The 17330-nt window shown below is 63.8% G+C and carries 19 protein-coding genes; 10 read left to right on the top strand and 9 right to left on the bottom strand.

Annotated elements, in window-relative coordinates; all coding sequences use genetic code 11:
* The first annotated feature begins 1 nt into the window (after window position 1).
* Genes CHEJ32_RS25795 through CHEJ32_RS0122475 form a run of 4 tightly spaced genes read left to right on the top strand, consistent with a single transcriptional unit; the run spans window position 2 to window position 3708 of the window.
* Complete coding sequence (locus CHEJ32_RS25795; protein WP_034658994.1) at window positions 2–859, top strand: ABC transporter permease; 858 nt, start codon at window positions 2–4, stop codon at window positions 857–859.
* Window positions 856–1827 carry an ABC transporter ATP-binding protein gene (locus CHEJ32_RS0122485; protein ID WP_028035789.1) on the top strand — a complete coding sequence of 324 codons (972 nt, stop codon included), beginning with the start codon at window positions 856–858 and terminating at the stop codon, window positions 1825–1827. Before CHEJ32_RS25795 ends, CHEJ32_RS0122485 begins: the two co-directional genes overlap by 4 nt.
* The gene (locus tag CHEJ32_RS25790) at window positions 1820–2863 is read left to right on the top strand and encodes an ABC transporter ATP-binding protein (protein ID WP_051469862.1); all 1044 of its coding nucleotides are present in this window, start codon (window positions 1820–1822) and stop codon (window positions 2861–2863) included. The genes CHEJ32_RS0122485 and CHEJ32_RS25790 overlap by 8 nt, the downstream gene beginning before the upstream one ends.
* Complete coding sequence (locus tag CHEJ32_RS0122475) at window positions 2860–3708, top strand: amidohydrolase (RefSeq protein WP_028035788.1); 849 nt, start codon at window positions 2860–2862, stop codon at window positions 3706–3708. Before CHEJ32_RS25790 ends, CHEJ32_RS0122475 begins: the two co-directional genes overlap by 4 nt.
* 90 nt (window positions 3709–3798) lie before the next feature.
* Here the strand turns inward: CHEJ32_RS0122475 and CHEJ32_RS25785 are convergent, their stop codons facing one another.
* Window positions 3799–4617, bottom strand: coding sequence for a FadR/GntR family transcriptional regulator (locus CHEJ32_RS25785; protein WP_245261261.1), 819 nt, complete (start codon window positions 4615–4617; stop codon window positions 3799–3801).
* On the bottom strand, window positions 4614–5837 hold the full coding sequence (locus CHEJ32_RS0122465; protein WP_028035787.1) for a mandelate racemase/muconate lactonizing enzyme family protein: 1224 nt from the start codon (window positions 5835–5837) through the stop codon (window positions 4614–4616). Before CHEJ32_RS0122465 ends, CHEJ32_RS25785 begins: the two co-directional genes overlap by 4 nt.
* 349 nt (window positions 5838–6186) lie before the next feature.
* Between CHEJ32_RS0122465 and CHEJ32_RS0122460 the strand changes: the two genes are divergently transcribed.
* From CHEJ32_RS0122460 to CHEJ32_RS0122445, 4 genes are all read left to right on the top strand, one after another.
* Window positions 6187–7518 carry an ABC transporter substrate-binding protein gene (locus tag CHEJ32_RS0122460; protein ID WP_028035786.1) on the top strand — a complete coding sequence of 444 codons (1332 nt, stop codon included), beginning with the start codon at window positions 6187–6189 and terminating at the stop codon, window positions 7516–7518.
* Between the two features lie 72 nt (window positions 7519–7590).
* Window positions 7591–8499, top strand: a complete 909-nt coding sequence (locus CHEJ32_RS0122455; RefSeq protein WP_156936780.1) for a carbohydrate ABC transporter permease — start codon at window positions 7591–7593, stop codon at window positions 8497–8499.
* Window positions 8500–8505: 6 nt separating this feature from the next.
* Window positions 8506–9375 (top strand): carbohydrate ABC transporter permease, encoded by an 870-nt coding sequence (locus CHEJ32_RS0122450; protein WP_051469860.1) that lies wholly within the window; start codon window positions 8506–8508, stop codon window positions 9373–9375.
* Window positions 9376–9390: 15 nt separating this feature from the next.
* The gene (locus CHEJ32_RS0122445) at window positions 9391–10140 is read left to right on the top strand and encodes a ribonuclease activity regulator RraA (protein ID WP_051469859.1); all 750 of its coding nucleotides are present in this window, start codon (window positions 9391–9393) and stop codon (window positions 10138–10140) included.
* Here the strand turns inward: CHEJ32_RS0122445 and CHEJ32_RS26945 are convergent.
* The 7 genes from CHEJ32_RS26945 to CHEJ32_RS0122415 form a co-directional block, all read right to left on the bottom strand.
* Entirely contained in the window at window positions 10121–10375 is a 255-nt protein-coding gene (locus CHEJ32_RS26945) for an ATP-binding cassette domain-containing protein (RefSeq protein WP_084032917.1), read from the bottom strand. The genes CHEJ32_RS0122445 and CHEJ32_RS26945 overlap by 20 nt on opposite strands.
* Window positions 10359–11582 carry an MFS transporter gene (locus CHEJ32_RS0122440; RefSeq protein ID WP_245261260.1) on the bottom strand — a complete coding sequence of 408 codons (1224 nt, stop codon included), beginning with the start codon at window positions 11580–11582 and terminating at the stop codon, window positions 10359–10361. The genes CHEJ32_RS26945 and CHEJ32_RS0122440 overlap by 17 nt, the downstream gene beginning before the upstream one ends.
* Before the next feature lie 181 nt (window positions 11583–11763).
* Complete coding sequence (locus tag CHEJ32_RS0122435; RefSeq protein WP_028035781.1) at window positions 11764–12072, bottom strand: helix-turn-helix transcriptional regulator; 309 nt, start codon at window positions 12070–12072, stop codon at window positions 11764–11766.
* A 150-nt stretch (window positions 12073–12222) separates the two neighbouring features.
* Window positions 12223–12645 (bottom strand): arsenate reductase (glutaredoxin), encoded by a 423-nt coding sequence (gene arsC / locus CHEJ32_RS0122430; protein ID WP_028035780.1) that lies wholly within the window; start codon window positions 12643–12645, stop codon window positions 12223–12225.
* Complete coding sequence (gene arsB / locus CHEJ32_RS0122425) at window positions 12642–13703, bottom strand: ACR3 family arsenite efflux transporter (protein ID WP_028035779.1); 1062 nt, start codon at window positions 13701–13703, stop codon at window positions 12642–12644. Before arsB ends, arsC begins: the two co-directional genes overlap by 4 nt.
* A 53-nt stretch (window positions 13704–13756) precedes the next feature.
* Complete coding sequence (locus tag CHEJ32_RS0122420; RefSeq protein WP_028035778.1) at window positions 13757–14263, bottom strand: arsenate reductase ArsC; 507 nt, start codon at window positions 14261–14263, stop codon at window positions 13757–13759.
* A gap of 9 nt (window positions 14264–14272) precedes the next feature.
* A complete protein-coding gene (locus CHEJ32_RS0122415) occupies window positions 14273–14605 on the bottom strand; it encodes a helix-turn-helix transcriptional regulator (protein ID WP_028035777.1) in 333 nt (110 codons plus the stop codon).
* Between the two features lie 370 nt (window positions 14606–14975).
* Here CHEJ32_RS0122415 and istA point away from each other — a divergent pair, with 370 nt between their 5' ends.
* Complete coding sequence (gene istA / locus CHEJ32_RS0122410; protein WP_028035776.1) at window positions 14976–16472, top strand: IS21 family transposase; 1497 nt, start codon at window positions 14976–14978, stop codon at window positions 16470–16472.
* Window positions 16469–17233 carry an IS21-like element helper ATPase IstB gene (istB, locus tag CHEJ32_RS0122405; protein WP_028035775.1) on the top strand — a complete coding sequence of 255 codons (765 nt, stop codon included), beginning with the start codon at window positions 16469–16471 and terminating at the stop codon, window positions 17231–17233. The genes istA and istB overlap by 4 nt, the downstream gene beginning before the upstream one ends.
* The last annotated feature ends 97 nt before the right edge of the window (window positions 17234–17330 follow it).

The following is a 17330-nucleotide window of genomic DNA, read 5'->3' as shown; positions in this document are numbered from 1 at the left end:
AATGGGATCGGCCCTTTCTTTCGAGTTCGGCAGACTCGCCAGCAACCGGGCGCTTTTCGCAGGCCTCCTCGTGCTGCTTCTCGTTTGTGTCCTTGCTTTGCTCGGCCCGCTCTTCGTCGATGACGCCCTTGCACGCGTCGGCGCCACGATGCCCCGCCAGCCGCCTTCGGCCCAGCATTGGCTGGGCACCGACGGCCAGGGGCGCGATATGCTGACGGTGATGCTCCTGGCGCTGCCGCAGACATTGAAGATCGGCCTCGTCGCCGGCCTCATCAGTCTGTCCGTCGGCGTCGCGCTCGGCCTCGTCTCCGGCTTCGCGGGCGGATGGATCGACAACATCATCCGAGTCGGGTCCGACGTGATGATGACCATCCCCGGTATCGCTATCCTCGTGCTGATTGCCGCCAATGTTCGCGTCATGACGGTCGGCCTCATGGCGGTGATCGTGGCGACACTCTCCTGGATGGTGGCGACGCGCGCGATCCGCGCCCAGACCCTGTCGCTGCGCGAGCGGGGCTATATCCAGGTCGCGCGCCTCAACGGCACCAAGGGGCTCAAGCTGATCTTTGTGGAGGTGCTGCCGAACCTCCTGCCCTTCATCGCCGCCAGCTTCGTCATCACCGTTTCCCAGGCGATGCTCGCCACCATCGGGCTGGAGGCGCTCGGCCTCGGGCCCCAGAACGAGCTGACGCTCGGCATGACCATCTACTGGGCCCAGTTCTATGGCGCGGTCATTCGCGGCATGTGGTGGTGGTGGCTGCCGCCCATTCTGGCGATATCGCTCATCTTCATCGGCCTGATGATGACGTCGATCGGCATGGATTCCTTCGTCAACAAGCGCCTCGGAGGACGATCGTGAGCCAACCCGTTCTCGACGTGCGCGACCTGATTGTCGAATACAAGACGCCCAAAGGCCCTGCCCGCGCCGTGAACGAGGTGAGCTTTTCGCTTAGGGCCGGCGAGCGCTTCGGACTGGTGGGCGAATCGGGCTCCGGCAAATCGACCACGGTGCTGGCCCTGATGCGCATGCTGCGCGGCGGGCGGATCGCGGCCGGCGAAATCCGCCTGAACGGAGTCGACCTCGCCCAGATCTCCGAGCCCGCGATGCGCCGTGTCCGCTTTGCCGAGATGTCTCTGGTGCCGCAGGGGGCGATGAGCTCGCTCAACCCGGTGCTCCGGATCGGCGACCAGATGGCGGATATCTTCGAGGATCACGGCGTGCGCCGCTCCGCGGTCGAGCGCGAGGGAAGGATCGAGCGGCTCCTGGAGCAGGTGGGGCTGCCGGGGACGGTGCGCTGGAGATTCCCGCATGAATTATCGGGGGGCATGAAGCAGCGCGTCTGTATCGCCATGAGCATCGCGCTCCGTCCCTCGCTCATCCTGGCAGACGAGCCGACCAGCGCGCTCGATGTCGTCGTCCAGAAGCAGGTGCTCGGCACGCTGAGCAGGGTGCAGCGCGAGCTGGGCGCCGCCATCATCCTCATCGGCCACGACATGGCGCTGATGGCCCATTTCGTCAGCCGCATCGGCGTAATGTATGCCGGCAGGCTGGTCGAGACCGGCCCCGTGCGCAAGGTTTTCGCCGCCCCGCGCCATCCCTACACGAAGATGCTGATCGAGGCGCTGCCCTCCTTCGAGAAGACGGCGGCCTTCAAGGGCATCCCCGGCGTTGGCCCATCCCTTCTCGATCCGCTGCCGGGCTGCCCGTTCCACAATCGCTGCCCGATGGCGATCGAGCGCTGCCGCACCGACCCTCCTGCCTTCAGAACCGGGAGCGAGGACCATCACGCGGCTTGCCATCGCACCGAGGAGCTTGCCGATGCGTAAGGTGCTGGAGATCCGCGACGTCGACATGGTCTTCACCAGCGGCTTCGGCGGCCGCGTCAGGAAGACAGCCTTGAGGAACATGACCCTCGCGGTGGGCGGGGAACGCCCCTCGATCACCGCCATCGTCGGCGAGAGCGGCAGCGGCAAGACAACGCTGACGCGCCTGCTCCTGGGTTTCCAGAAGCCCACCAGCGGCACTATCCGCTACGGCGGAAAGGACGTGGCATCGATGAGCAGACAGGAGCTGGCAGTCTTCCGGCGCGAGGTGCAGGCAATCTTTCAGGATCCCTTCGACGCGTTCAATCCCTTCTACCGCATCGACCACCCGCTGCTGACGCCCCTCAGGAGTTTTGGGCTCGCAAGCTCCCGGCGCGAGGCCTACGCGATCATCGAACGGTCGCTCGAGGCGGTGGGCCTGAGGCCGGCGGAGACGCTGGGAAAATATCCCCACGAGCTCAGCGGCGGACAGCGCCAGCGCGTGATGATCGCCCGTGCCCTCTCCGTCAGCCCGTCCATCATCCTGGCCGACGAGCCCGTGTCCATGGTCGACGCCTCGCTGCGCTCGACGATCCTGGAGCTGCTCCACCGCCTGAACAGGGAGAGCGGCATCTCGCTCGTCTATGTGACGCACGATCTGACGACGGCGTTCCAGATCGCGGAGACCATCGTCGTGCTCTATGGCGGCTCGATCATGGAGGTGGGCACGGCCGAGGAGGTCATCCGCAATCCCAGGCATCCCTACAGCCAGGCGCTGATCGCGGCGGTGCCCTCCCCCGACCCGGATGTCCCGTGGAACCTGGACGAGGAAGGCGACAGCGCCGATTCCGTCGGCGCCTCGCCGATAGGCTGCCCCTTCTCGACGCGCTGCCCCCATGTGATGCCGGTCTGCCGCGAGCGGACACCAGCGCTTTATCGCACCGACGCCACACGCGCCGCCGCATGCTTCCTGCACGAGCGCCCCGAAACCGCGACGGCAGCCGCTATCCAGGAGGCCGCGTCTGAATCCACGACAGACACCATGGCCGCAGTCGCATGATCATCGACGGCCACTGCCATATATGGGAGAGCTGGCCCTACGAGCCGCCGGTGCCCGACCCTGCGACCCGGGCGCGCGTGGAGCAACTGCTTTTCGAGATGGACCGAAATGGGGTCGACCGCGCCGTGATCATCTGCGCGGCCATAGGCGACAATCCGCACAACACCGACTATGCTTTCGAAGCGGCCGAGCGCCATCGCGGCCGCCTCGTGGTTTTCCCGGACATTGACTGCCGCTGGGCACCCGAATTCAGGAAGCCCGGAGCGCCGGCGCGTCTGGAGAGAGCCTTGAGCCGATGGAGCTTCGTCGGCTTCACCCATTATCTGGCGGAAGAAGAGGACGGCGCCTGGCTGACGAGCGAAGAAGGGATGGCCTTCTTCGGCCTGGCCGCGGAACGGTCGCTCGTGGTCAGTCTTTCCGTCATGCCGCACCAGATGCCGCCGGTGCGCGCGCTCGCGCGGACCTTTCCTGCGCTTACCATCATCTGCCACCATCACGCCTTCCTCGGCCCGCGAAGCGAAGGAACGCCGCACGCGCTGGCCGAGGTGCTGACAGCGGCCGAAGAGCCAAACATCCTGGTCAAATGCTCCGGGTTCGGAAACGTGGCCGCCCCCTCGGACGAATATCCCTACACGCGGCTTCAGTGGATCCCGCACGCCCTGAAGGCGGCCTTCGGCGCCGATCGCCTGATCTGGGGCTCCGACTATCCCGTCTGCACGCGCCACATGACCTACCGCCAGGCACTATCCGTGCTCCGCCGCCACGGACCTTTCTGCGAGGACGAGCTCTCCAAGGCGCTGGGTGACAACATGTCGGCAGTCCTGCGCGCCGCAGGTGGTGGCTGAGGCGGGGGCGGACGGTATGTCGATCCGAAGGAGTGCATTCCCCTGACCTCGAGCTCCGCGTGAAGCGTCACGGGAGCCAGGTTGACGCGATCAGCGAAGCGCGCCCCCGGTCGCATCATCGTTGTCCACTCCCTCGAAAACGCGCCGGCGGGCATTCTCCAGATGCGCGCGCATCGCTCGCGCGGCACCCTCTCCCTCTCCCGCGACGATGGCCGTCATCACCTCGTAATGTTCGTTCTGGACGACGCGCAACCGCTCCGAAGAGCGGCGGAGCGAGAGATTGCGGGTGAGGTTCATTCCCGTCGTTATGCTTTCGTGGAGAAATTCCAACGTCCCGACGTAGAAGCGGTTGTGCGTTGCCGCGGCCACGGCCAGGTGGAACTGGTAATCCTCCTCCACGCCGAGCGACGTGGTGACGAGGATCTCATCCAGAGTAGCGAGAGCAGCCTTGATCCGCGCGATATCCTCATCGTTTCGGCGAAGCGCCGCCTGCCGGGCGGCTTCGCCCTCGAGGCCGACCCGGAATTCAAAACATCTTTGCATATCCGCTATCGAGGAGAGAGGCGCAAACGCGCGCACGACGCGCGAGGGCCGCGCCGTGACATAGCTCCCCGAGCCGCGTCGGGAGACGACGATGCCGTCGTCACGGAGCCGGGCGAGCGCCTCCCGCACCACGGGACGAGACACGCCGAACCGCTCGGCAAGCGCGCCTTCCGCCGGCAGCCTCGCATTCTCGGGCAAAACGCCGTCGACGATGTCGGAAAGGATCTGTTCGTAAACGCTGTCGGCAAGCGTGTAGTGGCGCTGAGGGGCGGGATAGCCCGGTTTTGCGCCGGAACCGCCGGCCATCGCGCGGCCTGCACCGATTGCCCGCGCCGATCGTTCCTGCTCTGTCGGCGGATGTTTCATCGCGCAAAGACCGACTGCCGATGAAAGCGCGTCTGAACATAGACCGATTCACGGAAAGTTCCGGCCTCATAGGCGTTCATCTTGGCAGTGCCTCGAATGGCCACATTATGGCCCGGCGGATATTTGGCGATCTCCTCCTCCACCAGATCGACCCCGAGACCGGGAGCGTCTGGCACGAGGATGGACCCGGCCTCCACCTTCGGGCTCGGCGAAATGACATGATCGCGCGGCTCCCAGTCCAGGGCGAAGCGCTCCAGGATGAGCGTGTTCGGTATGGCCGCAAGCACGTGAAGGGCCGCATATTCGGCCACCGGTCCCAAGGTTCCGGCATGAGGGGCCACGGAAATGAAGCGCGCTTCCGCCATGGCGGCGATCTTCTTCATCTGCGATATGCCTCCGGAACGGCCGGTATCCGGCTGGATGACATCGACAATGCCTTCGCCCAAGAGTTGCTGCAGCCCCCAGATATTCCCCCATCTTTCGCCTGCCGCAAGGGGAACTGCGACGGCGTCGCGCAGCCGGCGCAGGCCATCGACATTCTCAGGAGCGACAGGATCCTCCCAGAAGAGTGGACGGAAGGCCTCGAGTTCCCGGCCGATGATCATCGCATCCTTGGTGTTGAGCCATGGCGCCCCGTGCATGTCCACCAGGAGATCGATCTCGGGGCCGATCGCATCGCGCAGCCGGCCTACCTTCTCGGGCACCCGGTGCACGCCACCCGTCTTCAGCGCGGTATAGCCCATCTCCACGAAGGCACGGGCCTGCTCCGGAGTGCTGGCATGGGCATAGACGCGGATGCGGTCGCGGACTTTTCCGCCCAGAAGGTTCCAGACCGGCGTGTTGAGCACCTTCCCCTTGATGTCCCACAGCGCCGTTTCGATGGCGGTCAGCGCTCCCGCGCCGACCGTGCCCGTCAGGCCGTGGCCCATCTGGGCCACGAACATCTTCTGCCACAGCCGCTCGATGTCGGCGGGGTCCTCGCCGATGACCACAGGCGCAAGATCGCGCACGGCGGCCTCCACCACGAGAGGCCAGCCGCTTCCTTCGCCGACACCGACAATTCCCTCGTCCGTGATCACCTTGACGAACAGCCAGTGCCGCGCGCCGTTGTCGGGCTGGCCTGTGGCATAAGCCGGGACAGCGTCGGGCCGGTCGAGAGCCGTCGGGTCGCGCGGCGGGCCGGAATGCATCAAATAGGTCTTGATCGCGGCAATCTTCATGCTTCCCGGCTCCTCTCCAGCATCAGAGATCAAAGCGCATCTGCAAACGCGCTTCCAGATTTGCGCACCTGTAGCACTGCGCTCCAACCATTACAACTTTGAACAACTGCGCACTCCGGCGGTGCAGGCATCCTCGCCCATGGATGAGACATTTGGCAGATGAGACGGGTCTTCTGGATATCGGGCGAGACAAGATGCAAAAATTTGTCTTACCAGAGTTGACAGAAGAGGTTTCCTGCGGAAGATTGCGCGCGGCTAAAGGAGCCTGGCCGCCCGCCCGTGGCGGTCCTCGTGCCCATTGCCAGTCTTGGCATGCCAGTCCGGCACGCCTCAGAGGAGGAGTCCACAGATGACCATACGACTGATCTGGCATCCGGCAGCGCGCAGCTGGTCAGCACCGATGGCGGCGCTTGCCATTGCCCTTCCAACCGCCGTCTTCGCGCAGGACGTGATCACACCGGAGCTCATCGGACGTCCCGATGCACCCATCACCATCACCATCCAGCCGCGTTTCGCCTATTCGCACCAATCCAACGATGAGGCGCGGCGCGCGGTGCTGACGGAGGCATTCCGGGATTGGTCGCTCAGGCACCCGGACGTGAAGATCGAGGTCCAGGTTCAGCAGGGGGACGATGCAGTGATCGTCGCCAAGCGCATCCAGGATGCGCAGGCCGGCCGCGCTGCGGACGTGATCATGGTCGAGCAGGTCGACTACCAGACATTCTACGATTTCGCCAAGCCGTTCGATCCCTACATCTCGGCGGAGACCAAAGCGGATTTTCTGCCGGGCGTCCTGAAGGGCATGACCGATCCCGAGACAGGCGAGGTCAAATATCTGCAGATCAACGCCTATACCTACGGCCTTTGGTATCGCAACGATCTGGTCGACACGCCGCCGGCTTCGCTCGAGGAGCTGGGCGATCTCGCAGAGAAGCTCATGAAGGAGAACGGGTTCCGCTACGGCGTTTTCGTGCTCGGCGGGCAGTCCGTCCCACGCCTCAGCTTCTATAGCCAGGTGGCGAGCCTCGGAGGCAAGATCACTGAGGATGACGCCGATTCGACACCGGTGTTCGGCGAGGGCGAGAACCGCGAAATCCTCATCCGCGTCCTCTCCTGGTACAAGGAGATGGTGGACCGGGGCGTCATGCCCAAGGACGTGGTCAATTTCGCAGCCACGGGCGACGTGGTCTCGCGCGTCGCCGCGGGCGAGATGCCCTTCGTCATCGGCGGCACCTTCATGGGCGGCGGCATTGCGCAGACGCCCGATGGCGCCAAATGGTCCTTCGCGCCCATGCCCCAGCTGGGGGGCGTTGCGCCGGTCATGCATCAAAGCGGCTGGTCCTGGGGCATGTTCACGGACGATGCCGAGAAGCAGGCGCTGATCACCGATCTTCTGATGGATACCTATATCGGTCCATGGCCGATGGCGCGTTGGGGCGAAGCAGGCGGCTACACGCCGACGCGGAGCTCGGCGCTGCAGCACTATTCCGCCTTTCTTTCGGACACGCCGGCAAGATCGTTCGGGCAGGCGCTGGCCGATGCAATACCCCTCGCCAACGGACGCCACGCCGCCTTGACGGAGACAGCGCTCACGAACGCTTTCCAGCAGGTCGTTCTCGGCACCATGACGCCGGAGGAAGCGGTCGACGAGGCATGGTCGACCGTTCAGCTCGAACTCTAGGGCCTGATCGAAGGGGCGGGACGGCAGGTCCCGCCCCCGCCTGTTTCAGAAAACAGCTTGGGATGCACGCCCGTGCGACAGAATCGACCGGCCTTGCTTTGGGCGCGCCTTCAGGAAAGTCCGTTCTTCTGGCTGATGCCGGCGGCAGCGTTCCTGCTGGTCTTCTACACCTATCCTCTGCTTGACGTCATCCGCCTGAGCTTCACCGATGCGAAGCTGATCGGGGGCGACTACGCGTACACGCTGCGCTCCTACAGCCGCCTCTTCCGCGATCCCGCTACGCTGCGCAGCCTGCAGGTCACGCTCATCTTCGCCATCGGCAGCGTCGTCCTGAAACTCACGCTCGGGATGCTCCTTGCCCTCGGCCTCGATGCGGCAGTGAAGAGGGGGCTGAAGGGAATGGTCGCGGTCCGCACCTCCATCCTCGCAGCCTGGGTCATTCCTGGCGTGATCGTCGGCGTGATCTGGAAGCTGCTGCTCTCCACGTCCTCCTACGGCATGCTCAATTACTGGATCGAGAGCGCCTACGGCACGAGCATTCCCTTTCTCTCCGAGCCGCAGATGGCCCTGATGACGGCGATCCTTGCCAATGTCTGGCGGGGCGTCGCGTTCACGATGATCATCCTCTATGCCGGCCTGCAGAAGATTCCGGCCGAACTCTATGAGGCGGCGGTCATAGACGGCGCGGGCGCCTTCGCCCGCTTCCGGCACATCACGGTGCCCATGCTCGTGCCGGTCATCTTCATCGCACTCGTTCTCATGACCATCAGCGGCGTGAACACCTTCGACCTCATCGTTGCCTTGACCGGCGGCGGACCCGCGCGCTCGACCGAGGTCATCGCGCTTTCGGTCTATCAGCAGGTCTTCAAATTCATGAATCTGGGCCGCGGGTCGGCGGTCGCTGTGCTGCTGCTTGCGATCAATCTCGGCATGACGCTGATCTACCTTTTCCTCCTGCGTCTCAACCGGGACAGGAACTGAGCCGCCATGACTGAAGCAACCACTTACGTAGGGCGGCGCTCGACAAGGCTGGCAGGGAATTTCGGACTCTATGCCGGCTTTGCGGTCGCCGTGGCGCTCTCGCTTTTTCCGATCGTCGCCGTGCTCATGCTTTCGATGAAGCAGAGGCACGAGGTCTTCGCCTGGCCTCCAGCGTTCTTGCCGGAAGCCTTCAATCTTTCCACCTATGTCTATGTCCTGACGCAAACACCGCTCAGCAGGATGCTCTGGAACTCGTTCTACCTGACGGCATGGACGGTCGTCGGATGTCTGCTGGTTTCGGCGCCTGCGGCATATGCATTTTCACGCATGCGGTTCCCCGGGCACAGGACCATTCTCCTGATCCTCCTCGTCTACCAGATGATCTCCTCCCTGGTGATCGCCATTCCGCTCTATCGCTACTTCGAGATGCTTGGCCTGCTCGACAGCCACCTGGGCGTCATTCTCGTCTATATCACCGTCGAGATCCCCTTCACCGTCTGGCTGCTGAAAGGCTTCTTCGACGCGATCCCCGTATCTCTCGACGAGGCCGCGCGGATAGACGGCGCCAGCCGGCTTCAGGTCCTACGGCTTGTGATCCTGCCGCTTGCTAAGCCCGGCTTGGCGGCCGCCATGATCTTCAACGTCATCTCCGCCTGGTCGCAATTCATCGTTCCGTTCATCCTTCTGCAACGAACCGAATTGCTGCCGATCTCGATCGGCGTGCTCAATTTCGCGCCCGGTCAGACGGAGGGCGAGGTGACGATCCCCTATCTGGCCGCCGCCTCCATCATGGCCATGCTGCCGGCGATCATCATGTTCATAATCCTGCAGCGCTTCATCGTGCAGGCGCTGACCGGCGGCGCGGTCAAAGGTTGAAAAAGGAAAGACGACATGAACGACGACGTACTTGCTCCGATCCCGCCGCTGCTGCGCGAGAGGCTGGAGGCGGTGAGCACCGCCACTCTCGCCACGGCGCTGTTTCGCCGAGGCCTGCGCAACCAGTTCGTCCAGGGCGTCCGCCGGCTCTCGGCTCCGGGGCGTAGGATGGTGGGTCCCGCTTTCACGCTGCGCTACATCCCGGCGCGGGAGGATCTGGATGTCGTCGCGGTCTTCCGCGACCCGAAGCACCCGCAGCGGCTCGCCGTCGAAACGGTGCCGCCCGGCCACGTGCTTGTCATGGATTGCCGCCAGGACGCAAGCGCGGCCGGCGCCGGAGGCATTCTCGCGACGAGGCTGAAGGTGCGCGGCTGCGCCGGGCTGGTCACCGATGGCGGCCTTCGGGACGCGGACGACATTGCGGCGCTCGGATTGCCGGCCTTCTGCGCGGCGCCTTCCGCACCGACGAACCTCACCAAGCACCACGCCGTCGATATCAATTTGCCGATCGGTTGCGGCTCGGCTCCGGTTTATCCCGGCGATATCGTGGTCGGCGATGGCGACGGCGTCATCATCCTGCCGAGGGAGATCGCCGAGGACGTGGCGGAGGAGGTGTTCGAACAGGAAGGGCTCGAAGCTTTCCTCAGGAGCGAAGTCGCCCAGGGGCGTCCCCTCCCCGGCACCTATCCTCCGAACGAAGAGACCTTGCAGCGTTATCGCGAAAGCGTCCGGAACCGCGACCTACTCATATCGACCGAGATCTAGGGGTTTGGCACCATCGACCCAGAAGATGACGGATTTGACTGAACCGCCCGCAGATCAGTACACGCGGGCCCACGGTCAATGCTCTGGCGATGATCACGCGCTGCCGCTGCCCGCCGGATAGCCGACGGGGAAGCCGCTCGAAAGCAAGAGCCGATAGCCCGACCTTCCCAATCGGTGCGATCGCACGCGAGCGCCGTTCCGCGAGCGACGCGGCCGGTTCAAGGTCTGTCCCGATCCGATCGTGCCGCCGCGAACCAGAACCCTCCGCACAGCATCAGCGAACCGCAGAAGATCGCGGCCAGCACCGCACCATAGCCACCGCTCGCCTGCCAGATCATGGCGGCCGCCAGCGGTGCTCCCGCTTGCATGATATTCATCGGCGCGACCAGAGATCCGTTCACCGCACCATAGGCTTCTCGTGTGACCATCTCCGGAACCGCCGACCCTCGAACGATCGTGACCATGCCGTTGGCGGCTCCGTAGACGGCAGCGACGGAAGCAAGGATGGCCACTTCGGGCGGCGCGAAGGCGAAGCCGAGGACTGCCAGCGGGAATATGATGACGATCGCCGATCCCAAAAGCCGAACGGGTGCCTCGGATGCGAACGCCCTCACCAGGACGCGCCCGGCGACCTGCGCCGGGCCGATCACGGTCAGCACCATCACGGCACCCGCAGTATCGAGGCCACGCTCGAGCAGCAGCGGGTAGAAATGATAGGTGAGCGACGAAAACGCCGCCGCGTAGGATATCCAGGCCAGCATGAGGCCCCAATAGGCGGGTCTGCGCATCGCTGCCGCCACCGCTGCCCGCCCGGCAAGCGGAGCGGCTTGCTCGGGCGGGAGGATGCGGGCCGGAGCGTCCTTTCTCGGATCGATGGCGAAGAAGTACAGCCCAGCGCAGACCACCGCATTCACGGCGGCCATGACGAGAAGCGCTCCCCGCCAGCCTTCGGTGTCGATCAGGAACTGAATGATGGGGATGAAGACGGTGCTGGCGAAACCGCCCCACAGCGTCAGCGCCGTAATGCCCTTGCGGGCGTTCAGCGGTCCGACGCGTCTTGAGATGACGGCAAAGGCAGGCTCGTAGAGCGTTGCAGCCTGCATGCAGCCGAGAAACGCAAGGACCACATAAAAGGCGAGGCGATCCTCGACCTGCGACCAAGCGGCGAACAGGAGTCCTGCGACGACTGATGCACCTGACATGAGGACCCGGCCGTGACCCCGGTCGATCGCAGCGCCCACAGGATAAGCGGCGCAGCCCGCCAGAAGCATACCGAGCGTCGCCGCCCCGTAGAGCTCGGTTTTCGACCAGCCAAGATCCGCGCGCATGGCTTCCGCGATCAGGGGAAAGCCATAGAATAGCGTCCCCCAGGAGCATATCTGGGCCGCCCCGAGTGCGCTGATGAACCAACGGGTTTGCCCGCCCCCGGGGACTGCCCTCACAGGGCGCTCCGGCATGCGGTGACGAAGATCGCAGAACGCGAGTCACCGCAGACATATCGCGCAGCAGAGGCAAGACCGGCGCGGCATCCACAGGCAATGGCGAAAACGGCATGGGGCGCATTCATAGCTTCGGTCCTCGACATTTTGAAACGAAGGGTCCCGGCGATCACGTGTCTTCCGATCACCTCGCGACGGGCGGACAGGAATCGTCGGCGCAGCACTCGTCGGCAAGATAGCCGATCAGGGACCGCATCGCAGGATAGTGGGCGCGGCAGATCAGTGTCGTTGCCTGCCTTTCCTGAGAGACAAGGCCGGTTTCGAGGAGCCGCCTGAGATGATGCGAAAGCGTCGAGGCGGGGATGTCCAGTTTCTCCTGGATGCGGCCGACGGACAATCCTCCTCCGCCCGCCCGCACCAGTGTCCGGTAAAGCTGCAGACGTGTCGGATTCCCAAGCGCTTCGAGCTGCGAGGCGGCTGCTTCGAGCTTCATCGATTTGAGCTATTTCGCCCGGAGGGGAAACGCTTCGGCGGGCGGGCTTCCGTCATTCCGGTGCTGTGCCTTGTTAATTCGACATCTCTCGAAATAACCCGACGGCAAGATCCGGTCAACGGCTATTTCCAGGAATTTCGAAATAGCTGCTCAGCGCACCCGCCTTCCATCTCCGTCGATGACGACCTCGCCGTCGTCCTTCGTGAAGGGCCCGATGTCCGGGTTCGGCAGGATGTCGAGAACGGCTTCGGAGGGACGGCAGAGCCTCGTTCCGAGAGGTGTCACGACGATCGGTCGATTGATGAGGATCGGATGCTGGATCATGAAGGCGATCAGCTCGCCGTCGCTCCACTTCGGGTCGTCGAGGCCGAGTTCGTCATATGGCGTGCTCTTCCGCCGAAGCAGGCCGCGCGGAGCGATGCCCATCGCGGCGATCAGCTCGACGAGCCGTTCCCTCGATGGCGGCGTCTTCAGATATTCGATCACTTCGGGTTCCTCGCCCGATTGGCGGATCATGGCCAGCACGTTGCGGGAAGTGCCGCACGCCGGATTGTGATATATGATCACGGTCATTCTGCGGGCCTCCTCGCCTGCGATATGGCAACGGCAGGACCCCTCTCATACCAGCTCCGGCTGCGGTTAACGATCCACACAACCGAAAGCATGACCGGCACTTCGACCAGCACCCCGACCACTGTCGCGAGTGCGGCACCGGAGGTGAAGCCGAACAGGCTGATGGCTGCCGCCACCGCCAGCTCGAAGAAGTTCGACGCGCCGATCAGAGCGGAGGGTCCCGCCACGCAATGCTGCTCGCCAGAGATGCGGTTGAGCAGATAGGCCAGTCCCGAATTGAAATAGACCTGGATCAGGATCGGCACCGCCAGCAAGGCGATGACGAGCGGTTGAGCGATGATCTGCTCTCCCTGAAAACCGAAGAGAAGGACCAGCGTTCCCAGAAGCGCCGCGAGGGAGAGCGGCTGAAGCTTTCGCAGCAATCCCTGGAGCCTTGCCTCGCCTCCTTTCCTCAGGACGTTCCGCCGGACTGCCTGTGCGACGATGACCGGAATGACGATATAGAGGACGACGGACAGAACGAGGGTGTTCCACGGGACGGTGATGGCCGACAGACCCAGCAGCAGCCCGACGATGGGAGCGAAGGCGACAACCATGATCGCGTCGTTGAGAGCGACCTGCGACAACGTGAAATGCGGTTCGCCCCTGGTCAGGTTCGACCAAACGAACACCATGGCCGTGCATGGAGCGGCCGCAAGGATGATCAATCCCGCGATATAGGAGTCGATCTGTTCAGCAGGCAAATAGGGCCTGAAAAGCCAGCCGACGAATATCCATCCCAGCAGTGCCATCGAAAAGGGCTTTACAGCCCAGTTGACGAACAGGGTCACGCCGATGCCCCGCCAGTGCCGGCCGACCTCGAGCAACGCTGCGAAATCGATCTTCAGAAGCATCGGAATGATCATGAGCCAGATGAGGAAGGCCACGGGGATGTTGACCTCGGCGACCTCCGCAGCGCCGATCACTTTGAACAAGCCCGGCATGAGATGGCCGAGGGCGATGCCTCCGGCGATGCACAGTGCCACCCATAAGGTCAGGTACTTCTCGAAGAAGCCGATGGCGGCGGGTGCCTCGCGGCCCGTCTCGACGATGGTGTCGGTCATGAGGATTCTCACAGCAGCGAATGGCGGGTCTCACCGATCTCGCGGAGCTTGCCTTGCAACGACATCCGGTCGATGGACGCAAGCGGCAGCGACAGAAACGCGGAGATGCGATTGGAGAGTTGTCTGTAGGCATCCGCGAAAGCGAGGCGCCTTTCGGCGTCCGTGCCGGTTGCGGCCGCCGGATCGGGAACGGCGCAATGCGCCGTCATCGGCTGGCCGGGCCACACCGGGCATGCTTCGCTCGCGGCGCTGTCGCAGACGGTGAACACGAAATCCATTTTCGGTGCGTCCGACGTCGCGAACTCATCCCAGGATTTCGAGCGAGCGAAAGCCGTATCCTGGTTCATGGTCCTCAGGAGCTCAAGGGCGAACGGATGGACCTCTCCCTTTGGTTGGGAGCCCGCAGAGAAGGCGCGGAAGCGGTCACCGCCGTCCTTTCGAAGGATGGCCTCGGCGAGGATGGAACGGGCGGAGTTCCCCGTGCACAGGAACAGGACATTGTAGGGCTGGGTCATGTTCGGTCCTCAGCAGCGGCAGGTGACGGCTTCGATGACGGGGCGGCAGAGTTCCGGAGCGCCGTTGCAGCAGTCCTCCATGAGGAACGCCAGCAGGTCGCGGAACCCATTCATGTCGGCGGCATAACGGATGATGCGGCCATCGCGCTCGGCGCGGATCAGTCCGGCAAGGGTCAGCACCTTGAGGTGTGCCGAGGTCGTATTCTGAACGGTCCCGAGGCGCTCGCCGATCTCTCCCGCCGGCAAGCCGCCGGGTCCCGCCTGCACGAGCAGCCGGAAGACATCGAGACGGGTTTCCTGACCGAGAGCGGCCAATGCGCCAAGCGCAGCTTTCTTATCCATATATCCAGCCTCCTAGATATATAGGTCAGTAAACGTCCGCCCGCATTCCGTCAAGCCGCGTTCTTCAAGCGGGCTTGCAGGCAAAAGCTGCTTGCGGCAGTGCGCAGGCTGTCAACGGCGGTGCAAAATCCGGCCACGCGGCGGCGCAAAACCAGGCCAGGTGGCAGTGGCCTGCGCCATGGCGCGCGCGCTTACCAATAGCTGGCGCGTGCCATGGCGCATTGGCCTCTTTGGGCCAAAACGAGCGATCTGAGAACGGCGGTGAGAAACTAGTCCACGGAAGCGGCGGCATGGAGCTGCTGCGGGCGGCGTAAAAGTCGTCCACCCTTTCCCTTTCTGCGACAGCAGGGAGGGCGCGAGGATTTTCAGCGTGGAACTATATCTCAGGGTTCGCCAGGCCTGCGCGGGGGGCATGAGCCAGCGTCAGGCGGCGAAGGCCTTCAACATCTCCCGTGATACGGTTGCGAAGATGATGACGTTCTCGGTGCCGCCGGGCTACCGGCGGACGGCCGAAGTCAGGCGGCCGAAGCTTGATCCCTTTATCCCGATCATCGAGGGCTGGCTTGAGGCGGATCGCTCCATGCCGCGGAAGCAGCGGCACACGGCGAAGCGGGTGTTCGACCGGCTTCGTGACGAGTGCGGGTTCACCGGCGGCTACACGATCATCAAGGATTACATCCGGGAGCGAGAACGGCGGGGCCAGGAAGTGTTCGTGCCGCTGGCGCATCCCCCGGGCCATGCGCAGGCCGACTTCGGCGAGGCGATGGTCAAGATTGGCGGTGTCGAGCAGAAGGCCCACTTCTTTGTTTTGGATCTGCCGCACAGCGACGCCTGTTACGTCCGCGCCTATCCGGCGGCTGTGGCCGAGGCTTGGGTGGACGGCCACATCCACGCCTTTGCCTTCTTTGGGGCAGTGCCGCAGTCGATCGTCTATGACAATGACCGGTGCCTGGTGGCGAAGATCCTGCCCGATGGCACCCGCAAGCGGGCCGTCCTGTTCAGCGGCTTCCTGTCGCATTACCTGATCCGGGACCACTACGGCCGTCCTGGCAAAGGCAATGACAAGGGGAATGTCGAGGGCTTGGTGGGCTATTGCCGCCGCAACTTCATGGTGCCGCTTCCCGAGTTCACGAGCTGGGAGGCATTAAACCTTTGGCTGGAGGAGCAATGCCGCAAGCGCCAGCACGATGTCCTGCGCGGTGAGAGCGAGACGATCGGCGAGCGGTTGCAACGTGATCTGGTTGCCATGCGCCCCCTCCCGGTCGCGCCTTTCGACGCCTGTGACCAGGACAGTGGCCGCGTCTCGTCCCAGTGTCTGGTGCGCTACAAGACCAACGACTACTCGGTGCCGGTTGCCTTCGGCCATCAGGATGTCTGGATCCGGGCCTATGTCCACGAGGTGGTGATCGGCTGCCGGGGCGAGGTCATTGCCCGCCATCCCCGCTGCTGGGATCGCGAGGAGATCGTCTTCAACCCGATCCACTACCTGCCGCTGCTGGAGCAGAAGATCAACGCACTCGATCAGGCCGCACCATTGCAAGGCTGGGAGCTTCCCGAGGAGTTCGCAACGTTGCGCCGGCTAATGGAAGCTCGCATGAACCGACATGGCCGACGCGAATACGTCCAGGTCCTGCGGTTGCTCGAGACCTTTGATCTGGCTGATCTGCATGCCGCGGTGAAGCAGGCGCTTCAGATGGGCGCAATCGGCTTCGACGCCGTGAAGCACCTGCTGCTTTGCCGTGTTGAACACCGTCCGCCCCGGCTGGACCTGGACTGTTATCCCTATCTACCCAAGGCAACAGTCGAGAAAACCAGGCCCGGCTCCTATATGCGGTTGTTGTCGGGCGATGCGGAGGACGCGGCATGAGCGATGGTCCGGAAATCCTGCTCGCCCATCACCTCAAGGCGCTGAAGCTGCCCACGTTCCTGCGGGAACATCAGAAGCTGGCCCGGCAATGTGCGGCCGAAGGCATGGATCATGTCCGATACCTCGCCCGGCTTGTTGAACTGGAGTTGATCGACCGGGAGCGGAGGATGGTCGAGCGCCGCATCAAGGCCGCCAAATTCCCCACGGTCAAAAGCCTCGACAGCTTCGACTTCAGCGCCATCCCGAAGCTCAACAAGATGCAGGTGCTGGAACTGGCCCGCTGCGAATGGATCGAGCGGCGCGAGAACGTCATTGCCCTTGGCCCAAGCGGCACGGGCAAGACGCACATTGCCCTTGGCCTCGGGCTGGCGGCTTGTCAGAAGGGCATGTCGGTCAGCTTCACCACCGCCGCAGCCCTGGTCAACGAACTGATGGAGGCCCGCGACGAACGTCGCCTGCTTCGCTTTCAGAAGCAGATGGCTGCCGTCAAGTTGCTGATCGTCGACGAACTGGGCTTTGTGCCGCTGTCCAAGACCGGCGCCGAGTTGCTGTTCGAGCTGATCTCGCACCGCTACGAGCGCGGCTCGACCCTGATCACCAGCAATCTGCCCTTCGATGAATGGACCGAGACCTTCGGCTCCGAGCGCCTCACCGGCGCACTGCTCGACCGGCTGACCCACCACGTCAGCATCCTCGAGATGAACGGCGAGAGCTATCGCCTCGCCAACAGCACTGCCCGAAAGCGGCAACAAAAGTCCTGAGATCAGATCGCTCGTTTTGGCCCAAAGAGGCCAATGCGCCATGGCACGCGCCAGCTATTGGTAAGCGCGCGCGCCATGGCGCAGGCCACTGCCACCT

The sequence above is a fragment of the Chelativorans sp. J32 genome (assembly GCF_000518985.1).
In the GTDB taxonomy this organism is placed as follows: Bacteria; Pseudomonadota; Alphaproteobacteria; order Rhizobiales; family Rhizobiaceae; genus Chelativorans.
The sequence above is the reverse complement of the archived record's forward strand: the minus strand, read 5'-3'. Positions and strand labels throughout refer to the sequence as shown.